General features: G+C 71.7%; 12 protein-coding genes. 10 read left to right on the top strand and 2 right to left on the bottom strand.

What is annotated here, in order from left to right:
• Positions 1–9 precede the first annotated feature (9 nt).
• Positions 10–2,322 (top strand): VIT domain-containing protein, encoded by a 2,313-nt coding sequence (locus ACILR4_RS10595; protein WP_395700816.1) that lies wholly within the window; start codon positions 10–12, stop codon positions 2,320–2,322.
• Between the two features lie 15 nt (positions 2,323–2,337).
• Here ACILR4_RS10595 and ACILR4_RS10590 read toward each other — a convergent pair whose 3' ends face one another.
• Positions 2,338–3,594, bottom strand: a complete 1,257-nt coding sequence (locus ACILR4_RS10590) for an MFS transporter (protein ID WP_395700815.1) — start codon at positions 3,592–3,594, stop codon at positions 2,338–2,340.
• A gap of 65 nt (positions 3,595–3,659) precedes the next feature.
• Between ACILR4_RS10590 and ACILR4_RS10585 the strand changes: the two genes are divergently transcribed.
• From ACILR4_RS10585 to ACILR4_RS10550, 8 genes are all read left to right on the top strand, one after another.
• Positions 3,660–4,508 (top strand): AraC family transcriptional regulator, encoded by an 849-nt coding sequence (locus ACILR4_RS10585; RefSeq protein ID WP_395700814.1) that lies wholly within the window; start codon positions 3,660–3,662, stop codon positions 4,506–4,508.
• A gap of 142 nt (positions 4,509–4,650) precedes the next feature.
• Positions 4,651–5,817: a hypothetical protein gene (locus ACILR4_RS10580; protein ID WP_395700813.1), complete on the top strand. Its 1,167-nt coding sequence runs from the start codon at positions 4,651–4,653 to the stop codon at positions 5,815–5,817.
• A gap of 76 nt (positions 5,818–5,893) precedes the next feature.
• Positions 5,894–6,178: a late competence development ComFB family protein gene (locus tag ACILR4_RS10575; protein WP_395700812.1), complete on the top strand. Its 285-nt coding sequence runs from the start codon at positions 5,894–5,896 to the stop codon at positions 6,176–6,178.
• Between the two features lie 13 nt (positions 6,179–6,191).
• Complete coding sequence (locus ACILR4_RS10570; RefSeq protein ID WP_395700811.1) at positions 6,192–7,487, top strand: hypothetical protein; 1,296 nt, start codon at positions 6,192–6,194, stop codon at positions 7,485–7,487.
• Positions 7,488–7,591: 104 nt separating this feature from the next.
• Positions 7,592–8,695, top strand: a complete 1,104-nt coding sequence (gene nadA / locus ACILR4_RS10565) for a quinolinate synthase NadA (RefSeq protein WP_395700810.1) — start codon at positions 7,592–7,594, stop codon at positions 8,693–8,695.
• Positions 8,692–9,585: a carboxylating nicotinate-nucleotide diphosphorylase gene (gene nadC / locus ACILR4_RS10560; RefSeq protein ID WP_395700809.1), complete on the top strand. Its 894-nt coding sequence runs from the start codon at positions 8,692–8,694 to the stop codon at positions 9,583–9,585. Before nadA ends, nadC begins: the two co-directional genes overlap by 4 nt.
• A 71-nt stretch (positions 9,586–9,656) precedes the next feature.
• On the top strand, positions 9,657–10,583 hold the full coding sequence (locus ACILR4_RS10555) for a histone deacetylase family protein (protein WP_395700808.1): 927 nt from the start codon (positions 9,657–9,659) through the stop codon (positions 10,581–10,583).
• 16 nt (positions 10,584–10,599) lie between these two features.
• A complete protein-coding gene (locus ACILR4_RS10550) occupies positions 10,600–13,281 on the top strand; it encodes a GNAT family N-acetyltransferase (protein ID WP_395700807.1) in 2,682 nt (893 codons plus the stop codon).
• Between the two features lie 15 nt (positions 13,282–13,296).
• Here ACILR4_RS10550 and nadB read toward each other — a convergent pair whose 3' ends face one another.
• Positions 13,297–14,910: an L-aspartate oxidase gene (gene nadB, locus ACILR4_RS10545; RefSeq protein ID WP_395700806.1), complete on the bottom strand. Its 1,614-nt coding sequence runs from the start codon at positions 14,908–14,910 to the stop codon at positions 13,297–13,299.
• Positions 14,911–15,020: 110 nt separating this feature from the next.
• Here nadB and ACILR4_RS10540 point away from each other — a divergent pair, with 110 nt between their 5' ends.
• Positions 15,021–17,123 carry a TonB-dependent receptor plug domain-containing protein gene (locus tag ACILR4_RS10540; RefSeq protein WP_395700805.1) on the top strand — a complete coding sequence of 701 codons (2,103 nt, stop codon included), beginning with the start codon at positions 15,021–15,023 and terminating at the stop codon, positions 17,121–17,123.
• The last annotated feature ends 17 nt before the right edge of the window (positions 17,124–17,140 follow it).

Genomic DNA, 17,140 nt, shown 5'->3' with positions numbered 1-17,140 from the left:
GAGACCTTCATGTCCCACGAATCCAGTGCCTTCCAACTCGTGAGCCGGCGTGACGGCCAGTCCGCGCCGGTGATGAGCCATGCCCAGGTCGATGCCCGCCTCGACGGCCTGATGTTCGATCTGACGCTGCGGCAAACCTATCGCAACACCAGCCCCGATGTGCTGGAGGTCGTCTACACCTTCCCGCTGCCGGTGCAGGCCGAGTTGCTGGGTTTTGCGTCCGAGCTCGACGGCCGGCGGCTCGAAGGCCAGATCACGGCCTGCGCCCAGGGCTCGGAGCGCTACGAGCAGGCGCTGAAGCAGGGCGATGCGCCAGTGATGCTGGAGATCGCGATGACGGCCGGCCGTCTGCACACCGCGAACATCGGCAACCTGAAGCCGGGCCAGTCCATCGTGCTGGAGGTGCGCTTTGCCCAGTTGCTGCGCATCGAGCAAGGTCGCTACCGGCTGGCTGTTCCGATGACGATTGCACCGCGCTACGGCGATCCGCTGGCCGCCGGGCTTCAGGCCCAGCAAGTACCCGAGTCCTCGCTGGCCGTGGAGTACCCGCTGGCCTTCCAGATGAGCGTCCACGGTCCGCTGGCGCGGGCCACCATCGAATGCCCGAGCCATGCCGTGCGCCACTGGCAGGAAGCCGGGGTGCAGCACCTGGCGCTGGCCAGCCGCGCCTGGCTGGACCGCGACCTGGTGCTCGTCGTCACGCCGGCCGGCGTGCAGCCTTCACTGGCGCTGATGGCCGCCGATCGGCTGGACCCGGACGCGCCGACCGTGGCCCTGCTGTCGCTGGTGCCACCGCCCTGCCCCGCACGACCGCGCCTGACCTTGAAGCTGCTGGTCGACTGTTCCGGCTCGATGGCCGGCGACGGCATCGGCTCGGCCCGGCGTGCGCTCGCCGGTCTGGCCGACAGCCTGCGCCCCGGCGACCGCGTCAGCCTGAGCCGCTTCGGCACCGGCTTCGAACATCTGCTGCCGCCGGCGCTGTGCAGCCCAGGCCATCTGGCGCAACTGCGCCGGCACGCCGCATCGATCGAGGCAGACATGGGCGGCACCGAGATGGACGCGGCGCTGCGCAACACCTTCGCACTGGCCGATCTCGAGCAAGCCGACGACGACAGCGCCGATGTGCTGCTGATCACCGATGGCCAGTACTGGCACTCGGACAGGGTGCTCGCCGCTGCACTCACCAGCGGCCATCGGGTGTTCGTCATCGGCGTGGGCAGCGCGCCGGTCGAAGGCGAGCTGCGCCGCCTGGCGAACGAGACCGGCGGTGCGAGCGAGTTCGCGCTGCCCGGCGAAGCCCTCGAGGCCGCCGCCCGCCGCAGCTTCCTGCGCATGCGACAGCACACCTGGCGCGACCTGCAGATCGACTGGGGCAGCACGCCGGCCTGGCAGCTGCCGCTGCCGGCACAGGTGTTCGAGGGTGATGCGCTGGTGACGCTGGCCGGCCTGCCGGGCACTGAGCCGAGCCGGGCCGTGCGCGTCACCGCGCTCGGCGCCCAGGGCGTACGCGTCACGCTGGCCGAGGTGCTGGCCGAGCCGGCCGACGGCGCGCAGGCCCTGCCCCGCTTGGCCGCCGCGCTGCGCCTGGCCCACGAGCCCCCCGAGCGGAAGACGGCACTCGCGCTGCGCTACCAGTTGCTGACCACGGACACCTGCTGCATGCTGGTGCACCCCCGCTCGGCGGAAGAGCGCACCCAGGCCGCTACTGAGCTGCGCCGCATGCATTCGATGCTGGCCGCGGGCTGGGGCGGCGTGGGCCATGTACCACCGCCCTCGTACATGATCAGCATGGACGCCATGGCGCTGCCCTCGTCCTCGGTATCGGACATCAACGCATTCGATTCGATCGTGCCGGCCGCGCCGGCCGCTGCGGCCGGCGCGGCGTCATCGATGCACCGAGCTTTCGTCGTACCCGCTGCACCGGCACAGCGCCCGCCCGAGCCGCCCGCTGCCACGCTGGCCGACCTGCTCTCGGCCGTGGCCGATCACTTCCGGCGTCATCAACCGCTGACCACGCTGGCGAACACGCTGGGCCAATGGCAAGCACCTCCGCCAGTCCGGCAGGCCCTGGGCCGCTTGTACCGGCTGGGCATCGATTTCGATGCGGCCTGGGTGCTGCTGGCGCACTGGCATGCCCAGCGGCATGGCGACGCCGAACGCCTGGCCCTGCTGCGCGGACCGCTGCGCCTGATCGAGCCGACCCTGTGCGCGCAGGGGCTGGCGGCACTCGATGCACCGCCGGCGTTCAGTGAATCGCCGCCGGCGGCATCCCCCGGGCGGCTGCAACGCCTGCAGCAAGCGATGACCCGCCCGCGCCGCTGATCAGCGCGGCCCGCGTCAGGGCACGGCCGGCAGTGCCGCTGCGCCATGCCAGGCGCGGCGCATGTTGAAGGCGCTGGCGATCATCAGGCATTGCACGATCGCCAGCCCCATCAGCACGCCCTGGTACTGGTGCGCGTCCATCAGCCGACCGAAGAACAGTGGCGCCAGCGCCTGGCCGATGTCCAGACCGGAGTAGACGACGCCGTAGACGCGGCCGGTGGCGCCCTCGGGCGTCGAGCGCTTGACCAGCAGGTCGCGCGATGGCGCCGACAGGCCGGTGGCCGCCCCCATCGCGCCGAACAGCACCGGCACGGCCGCCGCCGGCACGTCCAGCAGCGCCAGGGCCAGCGCCACGCAGGCGGCCACGCCGATGCCCAGGCCGATGACGCGCTCGCCGCGCAGCGGGTCGGTGGCCAGGAAGCCGCCCACCACCATGCCACCGGCGCTGCACAGCATGTACACCGAAAGGCACGCGGCCAGCAGCTGCACCGGCACCGCATGCAGCTGGCGCGCGGCCTCGGGGGCATAGGTCTGCACCACGCTCAACGCGGTGGCATACACCAGGAAGAATCCGAAGCACAGCCACACCGCGGGCAGGCGCAGGAAGCCCAGTGCCCCCGCGCCGCCGGCACGCGCTGCACCGGGCCGAGGTGCCGCAGCCGGCAACAGCAGGGGTTGCCGCTGCCACACGATCAGCGCCAGCACCGCAAAGGCCAGCACCGCGGCGCAGACCAGCGCGACGCGCCAGCCCTGGGCCACGGCCACCGGCACCATCAGCGCCGGCGCAATGGCCCAGCCCAGGCTGCCGGTGATGCCATGCACGCTGTAGGCATGGCCCAGCCGAGACTTGTGCACCTTGGCATTCAGCAGCGTGTAGTCCACCGGATGGAACACGCCATTGCCGATGCCGGCGACCACAGCCCATGCCGCCAGTGCCGCGTAGTTCGGCGCGCTGGCATAGCCCAGCGCCGCCAGCCCGATCAGCGCCAGCCCGCCCATCAGCACCGGGCGCGGACCGAAACGGTCGACGACGAAGCCGGACAGGGTCTGCACCGCGCAGGAGACGACGAAGAAGATGGTCAGCAGCAGCCCGAGCTGGGTGTAGTTGACGTGGAAGGCGTCCTTCAGCCACGGGAACAGGGGCGGCAACAGCAGCTGGCTGAAGTGGCTGATGCCGTGGGCCAGGCCGACGAGGCCGATCACGCCGGCATCCTGCCGCAGGCTGCCGGCAGGGCCGCCCGCGGCGGCCAGGGTGGAAGAGGAGGAACGCATGACGCCGATGGTAGGCAGCGACCGGCCGGCGCGTTTACGATAGCCAGCCAATTTCTGTCGAATTCATGCCAACCCGCCCTCGCCCGCTGCCGCGGCCGCCCACCACGCCGCACCTGTTCCAGCCCCATGTCGGTCGCCCGCTGCGCGCCAAGCGCCTGAAACTGCTGGCCGCCACCGAGGTGCTGCCGCACCGCCACCCCTGGGCGCAGCTGACCTTCTCCCGCGCCGGCGCGGTGCGCATGACGGCCGCCGCCGGCACCTACCTGGTCCCGCCGTCGCGCGCGCTGTGGATTCCGCCGGACGTCGAGCATGCGGTCACCGCCGTCGAGGAAGCCGAACTCATCACGCTGTACCTGCACCAGCCGCGCGGCCGCTGCGGGCCCGGCGTGCCGGCGGCCGAACAGGCGCCCTGGCGCGAATGCCGTGTGCTGGAGGTGTCCGACCTGTTGCGGGCCCTGATGCTGGAGCTGGACGCCACGCCGGAGGACCCGCTGCGGCCGCCGCCGCCCGAACGGCTGCAGCGCGACCGCCTGCTGGCCATGGTGATCCTGGACGAACTGCGCCGCGCCCGCCCGGTGCGCCTGGGCGTTGCGCTGCCGCGCGACAAGCGCCTGCGCGTGCTGTGCCAGGCGGTGCTGGACGACCCCGGCCGCCACCGCACACTGGACGACTGGGCGCGCGGCAGCGGCGCCAGCAGCCGCACCATCGCCCGCTTGTTCCGCGAGCAATTGGGCGTGAGCTTTGGCCAGTGGCGTCAGCAAGTGTTTCTGACGCGCGCATTGACGCTGGCCGAGCGCGGCACGCCGATGGCCCGCATTGCCGGCGAGCTGGGGTATGCCAGCGCCAGCGCATTCACGGCGATGGTCCGCCGCACCGTCGGCCAGCCGCCCAGCCGCTTCTTCACCGCGGGCTGAAGGCCACTGTCGGCCACCTGTCCGAACGCGCGGGCCACGCCTTTACACCCCCGACATGGGGGACGCGTTCGCAACAACAGGAAACCTCGCTGACACGGGTCACCCCCTAGAGTGCGCGGCTGGCAGTTCGGAGACCCGGTCCATGTTGCGCACCCTGTTTGGAGACCTCGAGCCACGGCGCCTGGCCGTGCCCCCCGAGGTCGGCGACGCGGTCACCGAATTCGATGCGCTCGGGCCCACCGCAGCGGCAGCCCGGCGCACCGGGGTGCGCGAGCCGATCACCGATGTGGTGGTGGACGTCTCGCCGGCTGCGGCGATGCGCGCGCACTTTGCCGCCAGCCGCGCCGACCTGGACCAGTCCAGCGCGATGATCACGCTGCTCGACCCCTCGCGGCTCTGGGCTTCGGAGGTGATCCACGCGCTGGCCGATGCCGCGCAGCGGCCGGTCGAACGCCTGTCGCTGCGTGAACGCGGCACGCTGCGCACGCTGGCCATGATCGAACGCACGCTGGTGCCGCGCCATGGCGCCACGCCGCTGAAGGTCTACCACGCCGACATCCGCGCCACCGGGCTGGAGCAGGAGGAGATCGCCAACGCGCTGGCCGAGGGCAGCCACATGACCGCGGTGATCCTCGGCGCGATGCAGCCGCATGCGGTGGTGGCCATGCTGCGCTCGATCCTGGCCGCCACCCGCCAGCCCGAATGGCGCTGCCCCTGGCTGGTGTTCATCCTGCCGCCGGGCTCGGCGCCGCTGCGCCAACGCATCCTCGACCAGGACTGGCCGGCCCACGTGAAGGTGGCCGCCATGTCCGAATCGCTCAACGGTGCGTCCAGTGTCTGGAACACCGTGCTCACGGCCTGGGAAGCAGCCTCCGAGGAGCACGACAAGCCCACGCTCGGCGCGAAGTCGGCCACCGAACTGGCCGCAGACGGGCTGGGGCCCCTGCTGGCCAAGGGTGTCAGCCGCGCGCTGGGGCTCGTGGCCCGCACCGACGGCCTGCTCGCCTGCGGCCTGGTGAGCCTGATCGCCGGCGATCTGCTGGCCACCGATGCGCGCCAGGACCATCGCCGCGAATTGGCTGCGCAGGCCGCGGCCCTGTGCGCCGCGCGCCAGGCCCACCAGCAGGCGGCGGGCGAGGACTGGCCGGCTCCGGACGAAATGCTGGTCACCGCCGGCCCGCACCAGGTGCTGCTGCACGCGCTGCCCGACGGCTCGGCCTTCGGGCTGGTGGCCCTGCTGGAACGCAGCCAGGCCAACCTCGCGCTGCTGCGATTCAAGCTGCTGGAAGCGGAAAAACACCTCATCTGATTATCATTTTTCACCGCCGCTGCGGCGGGTTCGCGTTCAGAATGGATCGTCGGTACAGCAGCCGCGAGGGCCATTCATGGACTTTTCGTCCGTCCACAACATCCACGAATCCGCTGTCTTCGAGGCCGTCGCACTGGCCGCCTCGCGCTACCCTGGCATCTCCGGCAATGCCGACCTGCTGGCCGACGTGGCCTGCGTGGCCCTGAACCGCGTCTCGCCGCGCTACATCCGGCACGACGTCGACCTCGCCTTCTTCCTCACCGAACGCGAGCGCGCCGACAACGAGCGCGCGATCGCCGACGCGGTGGATTACGCCTTCTCCTTCGTGCAGGCCCGCCACGCGATGGCCGCACGCCGGTAGCCAACGACCCATCATGAACGACCCGATCGGCCGCCGCAGTACCGCCCCCAGCGACGATGACGCCTGGGCCCGCACCCGCACGATGACGGCGATGCCGACCCAGCTGGCCGGCGACGAGGAAAGCTACCTCGCCACCACCAGCAAGGCGATCGGCCGCCGCATCGACGACGAGCAGCACGAGCTGTTCGTCGTCTGCGACCCGGCCGAGGCCATGCTGCAGCAGTTCGAGCACCACACGCCCGACTTCATCACGCTGCACGACCTGGGCGCCGACCATTCCAGCCGCCTGCTGCGCGGCGTGGCCCGCGCCACGCGCCGCAAGGTGCAGCAGCTGATCGTGCGGCGCCAGGGCTTCGGCGTGCCGCTGGCCACGCTGCAGTTCGTCGAACTGCCCGGACCCGAAGGCGCGCCGCAGGTGCGCATCTACAGCACGCAGGTCGAGGTCAGCGACGAGTCGCAGCGCACCGAGCTGGCCAAGGTGCTACTCGGCCACAGCCGGCTGGGGGTGATCCTCGTCGGCCCCGGTGCAGCGGCCCAGAACACCGCGCGGCTGCAGCCGCTGAGCGATGCCATGTACGACAGCAGCTGGCGCAATCGCCAACTGCTGTGGTTGCCCATCGGCAGCGAGGCCGCGACAACGCCCCCCACCTCGCTGGGATCGCGCCGCAGCGTCGTCCAGGTGCACCGCATGCCGCCCAGCGCCGACCTGGCGCACGCCTGGCCCGCCATCAGTGCGCTGTGGGACCAGCTGCGCAGCGGGCAGCCGGTCGACCCGGCTGCGGTGGCCGCACCCGCGGCGGCCGTGCCCGCCCCGGCCCCCACACCCGCATCCGCCATCGGCGCACCGGCCGTGCGCCCGGCGCGCCCTGTGCCCGACCCCCTGCCGATGCGACCGATGCCGGCCACCCGGCCGGCGGAGCTGGGGGAAGACGGCCACGACAACGGCATCTGGCGCGACTACGTGCGCGGGTGCGCGGTGATCCCCGGCATGGTCAGCTGCTGCGTGTTCGACCTCAGCAATCACCGCACACTGGCCCATGCGGGCACACGCCCTGGCGCAGCCGCGCTGGCCACGCACGGCGCGGCGCTGTACGAATCGCTGTGCAACACCGGCCGTGCGCTCGGCCTGTCGCCCGGCCAGCCCGATCTCGCGCTGACCCTGGCCGAACACCACCTGATCCTGCATCCGCTGCCCCAGCATCCGGGCCTGGTGCTGCATGCGGTGCTGGACGCGCACGTCGCCAACCTCACGCTGGTGCGCATGAAGCTGCACCGGCTCGACCCCGGCGGGCCCGGCGCCGGCCACTGATCCGGCAGGGCCGGGCCTTGGCGCCGGCCGATCCGCCGAAGGCGCTGGGCTAGGATGGCGGCCTTTGTCTGCCGACCCTGGCCCGCGCCCGCGGGCCGTTAGCCGTGACCCGCGTCTCCTTCGATTACCTGCGCCAGCAGCCCAGCGGCGGCAGCTGTGTCTCGCAAGCCTGGGCCCGTGTGCCCGAAGCCCTTGGCCCCCATGAGCGGCGCGCGCTGCGCGAGCAGCTGACGACCCGCCTGCGCAGCGGCGAGGCCGTGCTGATTGCGCATTACTACACCGACGGCGACCTGCAGGACCTGGCGCTGGCCACCGGCGGCTGCGTGGCCGATTCGCTGGAGATGGCGCGCTTCGGCCGCGATCATCCGGCCCAGACCCTGATCGTCGCCGGCGTGCGCTTCATGGGCGAGACCGCGAAGATCCTCTCGCCCCACAAGCGCGTGCTGATGCCAGACCTGGACGCCACCTGCTCGCTCGACCTGGGCTGCCCGGCCGATGACTTCGCGCGCTTTTGCGACCAGCATCCCGACCGCACCGTGGTGGTCTACGCCAACACCAGCGCGGCGGTGAAGGCCCGCGCCGACTGGATGGTGACCAGCGCCTGCGCGCTGTCCATCGTCGAGCACCTGAAGCGCGAGGGCCGCAAGATCCTGTGGGCGCCGGACAAGCACCTGGGCCGCTACATCGCCGAGCAGACCGGCGCCGACATGCTGCTGTGGCAGGGCGCCTGCATCGTGCACGACGAGTTCAAGGGGCTGGAGCTCGAACTGCTGCGCCGCGCGCATCCGGGTGCCCAGGTGCTGGTGCATCCCGAATCGCCGGCAGCCGTGGTCGCGCAGGCCGATGTCGTCGGCTCCACCAGCCGCTTGCTCAAGGCCGTCGTCGAAGGCAGCGCCGACAGCTACATCGTCGCCACCGACAACGGCATCCTGCACCGCATGCGCCAGCTGGCGCCGCACAAGACGCTGATCGAAGCCCCCACCGCCGGCAGCAGCGCCACCTGCAAGAGCTGCGCGCACTGCCCCTGGATGGCGATGAACGCGCTGCAGGGCGTGCGCGACGGCCTGGACGCCGGCCGCGGCGAGATCCTGCTCGACGAGACCGTGCGCGCCCGGGCGCTGGTCTGCATCGAGCGCATGCTCGACTTCACCGCCCGCACCCAACCGTCCGCCGCCAGCGGCCTGGTGCCGAACATCGGCGCCGCATGATCGACACCGCGATGTACATCCCGCCCGACCACAACGAAGACCTGGCCACCGCCCGCGCCCGCAACGTGCGCGACGCGCTGGCCGAAGACCTGGGCACCGGCGACTGGACCGCCCGCCTGGTGCCGGCCGGCCGCCGCGTGCAGGCCCGCGTGATCTGCCGGGACGCTGCCGTGCTGTGCGGCCGCGAATGGTTCGACGCCTGCCTGCTGGCGCTCGATCCTGACGCCCGATTGGCGTGGCAGTACGCCGAGGGCGACGACATGCGCCCGGGCGGCACGGTGGTCGAGATCGAGGCCGAGGCGCGCGCATTGCTGTCGGCCGAGCGCTGCGGGCTGAACTTCCTGCAACTGCTCTCGGCGGTGGCCACGCGCACCCGTGCACATGTGCTGGCGATGGCCGGGGCCTCGCCCAACCCGCGCGGCTGTGCGGTGCTGGACACCCGCAAGACGCTGCCCGGGCTGCGCCTGGCGCAGAAGTACGCGGTGCGCGTGGGCGGTGGCCGCAACCAGCGGCTGGCGCTGTGGCACGGCATCCTGATCAAGGAGAACCACATCGCCGCGGCGGGCGGCATCACGGCTGCGCTGAGCGCGGCCATGGCGCTGGACAGCGGCGTGGAGATCCAGATCGAGGTCGAGACGCTGGCGCAGCTGGCCGAAGCACTGGCCGCCGGCGCCGGCAGCGTGCTGCTGGACAACTTCACGCTGCCGCAGATGCGCGAAGCCGTGGCGCTGACTGCCGGCCGCGCGCTGCTGGAGGTGTCGGGCGGCGTCACGCTGGAACAGTTGCGCGACATCGCCGCCACCGGTGTCGACCGCATCTCGATCGGCGCGCTGACCAAGGACGTGAAGGCCGTCGACTTCTCGCTGCGCGTGCTCGGCCACGGCGCTTGAGCCCCGGGCCGGCGCCCGCCGGCTTGTTCCCGGTCAAGGCCGCCAGCGGCGCCACGGCCTACGCTGGCGCCATGCTGAGCGCCTTCATCACCCACCCCGATTGCGCCCGTCACGAGATGGGCCCCGGCCACCCCGAATGCCCCGAGCGCTTGGCCGCGATCCAGGACCTGCTGCTTGCCAAGGGGCTGCTCGACTACATGAACACCTACGAGGCGCCGGTGGCGACCGAGGACCAGCTCGGGCGCGCCCACGCGGCGCTGTACGTGCAGGAGCTCATCGCCGCCGCGCCGCGCGAGGGCTACCGCGCGGTGGACCCGGACACCAGCATGAACCCGTACACGATCCCTGCGGCATTGCGCGCTGCGGGTGCCGCGGTGCTGGCCACCGACCTGGTGCTGTCCGGCGAAGTGCCCTCGGCCTTCTGCTGCGTGCGCCCGCCCGGCCACCATGCCGAACGCGCGGCGGCCATGGGCTTCTGCTTCTTCAACAACATCGCGGTCGGCATCCGGCATGCGCTGGACGTGCATGGCCTGCAACGCGTGGCGCTGATCGACTTCGACGTCCACCACGGCAATGGCAGCGAGGACATCTTCCGCGGAGACAGCCGCGTGCTGATGTGCTCGGTCTTCGAAAAGGGCCTGTACCCGTTTTCCGGCGAGCAGGCCGTGGGACCGAACATGGTCAATGTGGGCCTGCCCGCGCGTTCGGGCAGCGAGGCCTTCCGCGCCGCGGTCGACGAGGCCTGGCTGCCCGCGCTCGAAAGCTTCGCGCCCCAGCTGGTCTACATCTCCGCCGGCTTCGACGCGCACCGCGAAGACGACATGGGCAACCTCGGCCTGACCGATGCCGACTACGCCTGGGTCACGCGCCGGCTGGTGGACCTGGCCAACCGCCACTGCGGCGGCCGCGTCATCTCCAGCCTGGAAGGCGGCTACGTGTTGCCGGCCCTGGCGCGCAGCGCCGCCGCGCATGTGCGCGTGCTGATCGGCGCCGACTGAACTACCCTTCTTCCCCATGGACAAGCACTACCTGACACCACTGTTCGAGCCGCGCTCGATGGTGGTGTTCGCCCGCGAGGCCGGCGACACCGGCGGCCCGATGCCGCCGACGCTGCAGGCGCTGGCCGAGTCCGGCTACGCCGGTGAATGCCGATTCCTGGACCTGCGCACCAGCGGCACGCTGGCCGACCTGGCCCAGGCACGTGCCGACCTGGCGGTGATTGCGCTGCCGGTCGACGAGGTCCAGCCCGCGCTCGAAGTCGCCGGCCGCATGCACTGCCGCAGCGCGCTGGTGCTGACGCCAGGCATCGACGCCACACTCGCCAGCGAGCTGGTCCGGATGGCACGGCGCGAAGGCATGGCCCTGCTGGGGCCCAACTGCATGGGCGTGCAGCGGCCGCCCTTGAAGCTGAACCTCGGCACGCTGGGCGCACTGGCCAGGCCCGGCACGCTGGCGCTGGTGTCCCAATCGGGCGCACTGACCGCGGCCATGCTCGACTGGGCCGGCCGCAACGCGGTGGGTTTCTCGTCGGTGGTGTCGCTGGGGCCGCACTCCGGGCTGGACATCGCCGAGGTGCTGGACTACCTGGCCGCCGACGGGCAGACCCAGAGCATCATCGTCTACCTCGAAGGCATCCGCAGCGCGCGGCGCTTCATGAGCGCGCTGCGCTCGGCCGCCACCGCCAAGCCGGTGGTGGTGCTGAAGGCGGGTCGCCGCCCCTCGGGCAACCAGGCGGCGCAGACCCACTCCGGCGCCATCGTCGGCAGCGACGCGGTGTTCGACGCCGCGCTGCGCCGCGCCGGGGCGGTGCGGGTGCGCTCCTTCGTCGAGCTGTTCTCGGCCGCGCGCTGCCTGGCCTCGCGCTACCGGCCGGTGGGGCGGCGCCTGGCCATCGTCACCAATGGCGGCGGCCCGGGCGTGCTGGCCGCCGACTGGGTCAACGAGATCGACCTTGTGCTGGGCCAGCTGTCGCCCGAAGCGGCCGCCGCCCTGGCGCCACAGCTGCCGCCGCTGGCGAGCCTTGCCGACCTGATCGACCTGTCGGAGCAGGCCGGGGCCGAGCACTACCGCGCGGCGATCGAGGCCGCTGCGCGCGACCGCGCGATCGACGGGGTGCTGGCCATCCATTCGCCAAAGCCCGGCATCGATGCATCGGCCATTGCCGCGGCGGTGGTGGAAGCCCGCGGCCACGTCGGCAAGCCGCTGCTGGCCTGCTGGATGGGCGATGCCTCGGTCGGCAGCGCCCGCGCGCTGCTGAACGAAGCGGCCGTGCCGAGCTTCCGCACGCCCGAGGCCGCCGTTGGCGCCTTCGGCAACATCGCCTCGTTCTACCGCAACCAGCAGCTGCTGCAGCAGACGCCGCCACCGCTGACCACGCTGGCCAAGCCCGACATCGAAGGTGCCCGCCTGGTGATCGAGAGCGTGCTGGCCGAGCGGCGCAAGGTGCTGACCGAGATGGAGTCCAAGACGCTGCTGTCGGCCTTCCACATCCCGGTCACCGAGACACTGCTGGCGCGCAGCCCGCACGAGGCGATGATGATCGCGACACAACTGGGCTTCCCGGTCGCACTGAAGATCGATTCGCCGGACATCAGCCACAAGTCCGACGTGCAGGGTGTGGCACTGAACGTGATGAATGGCGCCGCCGCGCGCGATGTCTACACCGACATGGTCGAGCGCGTGGCCAAGCTGATGCCGCAGGCGCGCATCAACGGCGTCACGGTGCAGAAGATGGCCCGCACGCGGCGCGGCCGCGAAGTCTGCGTCGGCCTGAAGTGCGACGAGCCCTTCGGCCCGGTGATCGTGTTCGGCTCGGGCGGCACGATGATCGAGCTGATCGGCGACAGCGCGATGGAGCTGCCGCCCTTGAACCAGTTCCTGGCGCGGCGGCTGATCGAGCGCTCGCGCGTGGCCGAGACGCTGGAGGCCTGGCGCGGCGCCGCGCCGGCCGACGTGGCGGCGATCGAGCGCATCCTGCTGCGCGTGTCGGAAATGGTCTGCGAGCTGCCGCAGCTGCGCGAGATGGACATCAACCCGATCATCGTCGACGAGAACGGCGCCATTGCGGTGGATGCGCGCATCGTGATCGACCATGCCCCGCGCGGCATCGCCGGCCGCGACGGGCGCCACGGCCACCTGGCGATCCTGCCCTACCCGGCCCACTACGAGCAGGTGTGGCCGCTGCGCGGCGGCGGCGAGTACACGGTGCGGCCGATCCATCCGGACGATGCGCAGATGCTGCAGGCGCTGGTGCAGGGCCTGTCGCCCGAGAGCCGCTACTTCCGATTCGCCTCGGCCATCGCCGAGCTGCCGGCGCCGATGCTGGCGCGCTTCACGCTGATCGACTACGACCGCGAGATGGCGCTGGTGGCCGTGGTGCACGAGCGCCGCGCCGAGAGCGACGGCAGCATCACCGAGCACGAGCGCATCGTCGGCGTCTCGCGCTACGTCACCAACCCGGACCAGACCAGCTGCGAGTTCTCGCTGGTGGTGGCCGACGACTTCAACGGCCGCGGCCTGGGCTCGAGGCTGATGGAAAGCATCATGGACGCCGCGCGCGACCGCGGGCTGTCCGAGATCGACGGGCTGGTGCTCGCCAACAACAGCGGCATGCTGAAGCTGATGCGCTCGCTGGGCTTCGCGGTCAAGCCCTTTCCCGACGACCCCGACTTCAAGCTGGTGACGCAGGCGCTCTAGCGCCGATGTGACGCGTCATCCGGCGCGGCCTGGCAGCACCGTCGGGAAACTCACCGGCAGCGGCCCGGGAAAGTCCAGGCTGTAATGCAGGCCGCGGCTCTCGGGCCGGGCCATCGCCGAACGCACGATCAGTTCGGCGCAATCGGCCAGGTTGCGCAGCTCCAGCAGGTCGGGCGTGATGCGGAAGCTGGCGTAGTAGTCGCGGATCTCGGCCTGCAGCAGCGCGATGCGGCGCAGCGCGCGCTCCAGCCGCTTGTGGCTGCGCACGATGCCGACGTAGTTCCACATCAGCAGGCGCAGCTCGTCCCAGTTGTGGGCGATGACCACCTGCTCGTCGGCGTCTTCCACGCGGCTTTCGTCCCACGCCGGCAGTGGCGGCAGCTCGGGCGCGGGCCGGGCCAGGATGTCGGCCGCACAGGCATGGCCGAGCACGATGCATTCCAGCAGCGAGTTGCTGGCCAGCCGGTTCGCCCCATGCAGCCCGGTGTAGCCCACCTCGCCGGCCAGGTACAGGCCGGCCAAGTCGCTGCGGCCGTGCAGGTCGCTGACCACGCCGCCGCAGCTGTAGTGCGCCGCCGGCACCACCGGAATCGGCTGGCGCGCGATGTCGATGCCCAGCGCCCCGCAGCGTGCATGAATGGTCGGGAAGTGTTCGCGCAGCGCGGCCTCGCCCAGCCCGGTGGCATCGAGCCACACATGGTCGAGGCCATGCTTCTTCATCTCGAAGTCGATCGCGCGGGCCACGATGTCGCGCGGCGCCAGCTCGGCGCGGGCATCGTGCGCGGCCATGAAGCGCGGGCCCCAGGGCTCGTCTTCCTGCGGCAGCGGCAGGCGCAACACCGCGCCCTCGCCGCGCAGCGCCTCGGTGATCAGGAAGCGGCGGTCCTGCGGGTGATACAGGCAGGTGGGGTGGAACTGGATGAATTCCATGTTCGCCACGCGGCAGCCGGCGCGCCAGGCCATCGCCACGCCGTCGCCGGTGGCGGTGTCGGGGTTCGAGGTGTAGCGGTAGACGCGGCCCAGGCCGCCGGTCGCCAGGATCACCGCGCGGGCGGGCAAGGTCAGCACCTGGTGCGCCGGCACATCCAGCGCATAGACGCCCAGGCAGCGTGCCGGCCCGGGCAGGCCGAGGCGGTGCGTGCTGACCAGGTCCACCGCCATCAGGTGCTCGCGCAACGTGATGTTCGGATGCTGGCGCGCGCGTGCGAGCAGCGCCTGGTGGATGGCCTGGCCGGTGGCATCGGCCGCATGCGCGATGCGGCGCACGCCATGGCCGCCTTCACGCGTCAGGTGCAGGCCCAGCGGGCCATCGGCATCGGGCGTTAGCGCCACGCCCTGGGCCAGCAGCCACTCGATGGCCCGGGCGCTGTGCTCTGAGATGAAGCGCGCGGCATGCTCGTCCACCAGGCCGGCGCCGGCGTCCTGGGTGTCGCGCACATGGGCCTCGATGCTGTCGTCCGAGCCCAGCACGCCGACGATGCCGCCCTGCGCCCAGGGCGTGGCCGCATCGGCCAGGCCGCGCTTGGCCAGCATCACCACCGGGCCGGTCTCGGCCAATTGCAGGGCAGCGCTGAGCCCGGCCAGGCCCATACCGACGATGACGACAGGGGAATGCGAAGCAGGTCTCATGCGGGGCAGCGAAAGGCCGCGGATTCTACGGAGGCAAACCCGATTGCCCGCCCGCGCGGCCCGCCCTAAGCTGCCACCTGCCGTGTTTTTCGAGTGGCAGGTCGTCCGGGATGTTCCAGCACAAGCCACCCTCCTCGCTGCTGCTGCCCCTGCTGCTGGCAACGCTGCTGCTCGCAGGGCCCGCGGGCGCGGCCGAAAACGATGACGACGAGCTGATTGCCGCCTATGGCGACAAGGCATCCATCAGCCTGGCCACCGGCCGCCGGCAGACCCTGCGCCGCGCGCCCGCGGTGGCCACCGTGATCACCGCCGAGGACATTGCCGCGCTCGGGGCCACCGACCTGGACCAGGTGCTCGAGACCGTGCCGGGCCTGCACGTCAATGTGGCGGCCAGCATGCACAACACGCTGTACGTGATGCGCGGCGTGTTCAGCCTGCAGACACCACAGGTGCTGATCTTGCAGAACGGCATCCCGATCACCGTGCAGCTGACCGGCGGCCGCGGCAACCTGTCGGGCGGGCCGGCCGTCGAGAACATTGCCCGCATCGAGGTCATCCGCGGCCCCGGCTCGGCACTGTTCGGCGCGGACGCGTTTTCCGGCGTCATCAACATCATCACCCGCGCGGCCGGCGATGCGCCGGGCACGCAGGCCGGGTTGCGGCTCGGCTCCTTCGACACCGCCGAGGCCTGGTGGCGGCACAGCGGCCGCCGCGACGGCCTTGCCTGGTCGGCCTTCGCCAAGCTGGCGCGCAGCGACGGTTTCGACCGCACGATCGAATCCGATGCGCAAACGCGCAACGACAGCGCGTTCGGCACCCATGCCAGCCTGGCACCGGGCGCGGTGAACACCGGCGGCCGCACGGCCGACGCCGGGCTCGAACTGGCCTGGGACGCCTGGCGCTGGCGGGCGCTGTACAAGCTGCGCGACGACCTCGGCACCTATGCCGGCCTGGGCTCGGCGCTCGATCCGGTGGGGCGCGGGCGCGGCGAGCGCTTCATCACCGACCTGGGCTGGGCCACGCCCGAATCCGAAGCGCCCTGGCACTTCGCCGCCGATGCGTCGCTGATGCACTACAAGCAGCGCTACCCGGTGCCGGCGCAGATCTTTCCGCCCGGCACGCAGCTGCCCACCGGCGTGTTCACCGAGGGCATGTTCGGCGGGCCCGAGGTGTCGGACCGTTCCTGGCGGCTCAGCGCCAGCGCCACCTACACCGGCTGGCGCGGGCATGCGCTGCGCATTGGCGGCGGGGTCGACGACCTGAACATGTACCTGGCGCGCGAGGTCAACAACTTCCTCTACTCCCCCACCGGCGTGCCGATCCCGAACGGTGCGGTGCAGCTCAGCGACACGCCCTTCATCTACCCGCACCGCCGCCGCATCGGCTACCTGTTCGTGCAGGACGAGTGGCGCCTGCAGGGGGACTGGACCGTCACCGCCGGCCTGCGCCACGACCGCTATTCCGACGCCGGCGCCTCGACCAGCCCACGGCTCGCCCTGGTGTGGGACGCGGCCGCGAACTGGACCGCCAAGCTGCTGTACGGCCAGGCCTTCCGCGCACCCAGCTTCTCGGAGCTGTACGCCGCGAACAACCCGATCGCGCGCGGCAACCCGCAGCTGGAGCCGGAAACCACGCGCACGCTCGAAGCCGTGCTGGCCTGGTCGCCGCGCGCGGACGTGCAGACCAGCCTGAACCTCTTCACCTACCGCATGCACGACATCATCCGGGCCGTGCCCAATGCAGCGCCCACGCCCGGCTCGACCTATGCCAACGTGGGCGCCCAGCGGGGCAAGGGCCTGGAGGCCGAGGCGACGTGGGAGCCGCTGCGGGCGCTGCGGCTGACCGCGCAGCTCTCGTACCAGCGTTCGGTGAATCCGGCCACCGGGCTGGACGTGGGCTATGTGCCGCGGCGCCACGCCGTGCTGCGCGCCGACTGGCGGCCCGCCGGCAACCTGCGCGCGAACCTGCTGGTGAACCAGGTGGCCGACCGCCGGCGCGCGCCGGGCGACACGCGCCCGCCGGTGGCCGACTACACCACGGTCGACCTGGCCGTGGGCACCGACCGGGGCATCGGCCAGTGGAACCTGCAGGCCGGCGTGCGCAACCTGTTCGACGCCGACGTGCGCGAGCCGAGCCTGGCGCCCGGCCTGATTGCCAACGACCTGCCACAGGCTGGCCGCAGCGTGACGCTGCAGCTCAGCCGCTCGCTTTAGCCGTCAGCAACCGGCCG

This window comes from Aquabacterium sp. (assembly GCF_044226965.1).
GTDB lineage: Bacteria > Pseudomonadota > Gammaproteobacteria > Burkholderiales > Burkholderiaceae_C > Pseudaquabacterium.
This window is presented reverse-complemented; position numbering and strand designations above follow the sequence as displayed.

What these genes read in the sequence shown, in the direction of transcription:
- ACILR4_RS10595 (WP_395700816.1), top strand. Translation starts at nt 10, where the DNA reads ATGTCCCACGAATCCAGTGCCTTCCAACTCGTGAGCCGGCGTGACGGC.
- ACILR4_RS10590 (WP_395700815.1), bottom strand. Translation starts at nt 3,594, where the DNA reads ATGCGTTCCTCCTCTTCCACCCTGGCCGCCGCGGGCGGCCCTGCCGGC.
- ACILR4_RS10585 (WP_395700814.1), top strand. Translation starts at nt 3,660, where the DNA reads ATGCCAACCCGCCCTCGCCCGCTGCCGCGGCCGCCCACCACGCCGCAC.
- ACILR4_RS10580 (WP_395700813.1), top strand. Translation starts at nt 4,651, where the DNA reads ATGTTGCGCACCCTGTTTGGAGACCTCGAGCCACGGCGCCTGGCCGTG.
- ACILR4_RS10575 (WP_395700812.1), top strand. Translation starts at nt 5,894, where the DNA reads ATGGACTTTTCGTCCGTCCACAACATCCACGAATCCGCTGTCTTCGAG.
- ACILR4_RS10570 (WP_395700811.1), top strand. Translation starts at nt 6,192, where the DNA reads ATGAACGACCCGATCGGCCGCCGCAGTACCGCCCCCAGCGACGATGAC.
- nadC (WP_395700809.1), top strand. Translation starts at nt 8,692, where the DNA reads ATGATCGACACCGCGATGTACATCCCGCCCGACCACAACGAAGACCTG.
- ACILR4_RS10555 (WP_395700808.1), top strand. Translation starts at nt 9,657, where the DNA reads ATGCTGAGCGCCTTCATCACCCACCCCGATTGCGCCCGTCACGAGATG.
- ACILR4_RS10550 (WP_395700807.1), top strand. Translation starts at nt 10,600, where the DNA reads ATGGACAAGCACTACCTGACACCACTGTTCGAGCCGCGCTCGATGGTG.
- nadB (WP_395700806.1), bottom strand. Translation starts at nt 14,910, where the DNA reads ATGAGACCTGCTTCGCATTCCCCTGTCGTCATCGTCGGTATGGGCCTG.
- ACILR4_RS10540 (WP_395700805.1), top strand. Translation starts at nt 15,021, where the DNA reads ATGTTCCAGCACAAGCCACCCTCCTCGCTGCTGCTGCCCCTGCTGCTG.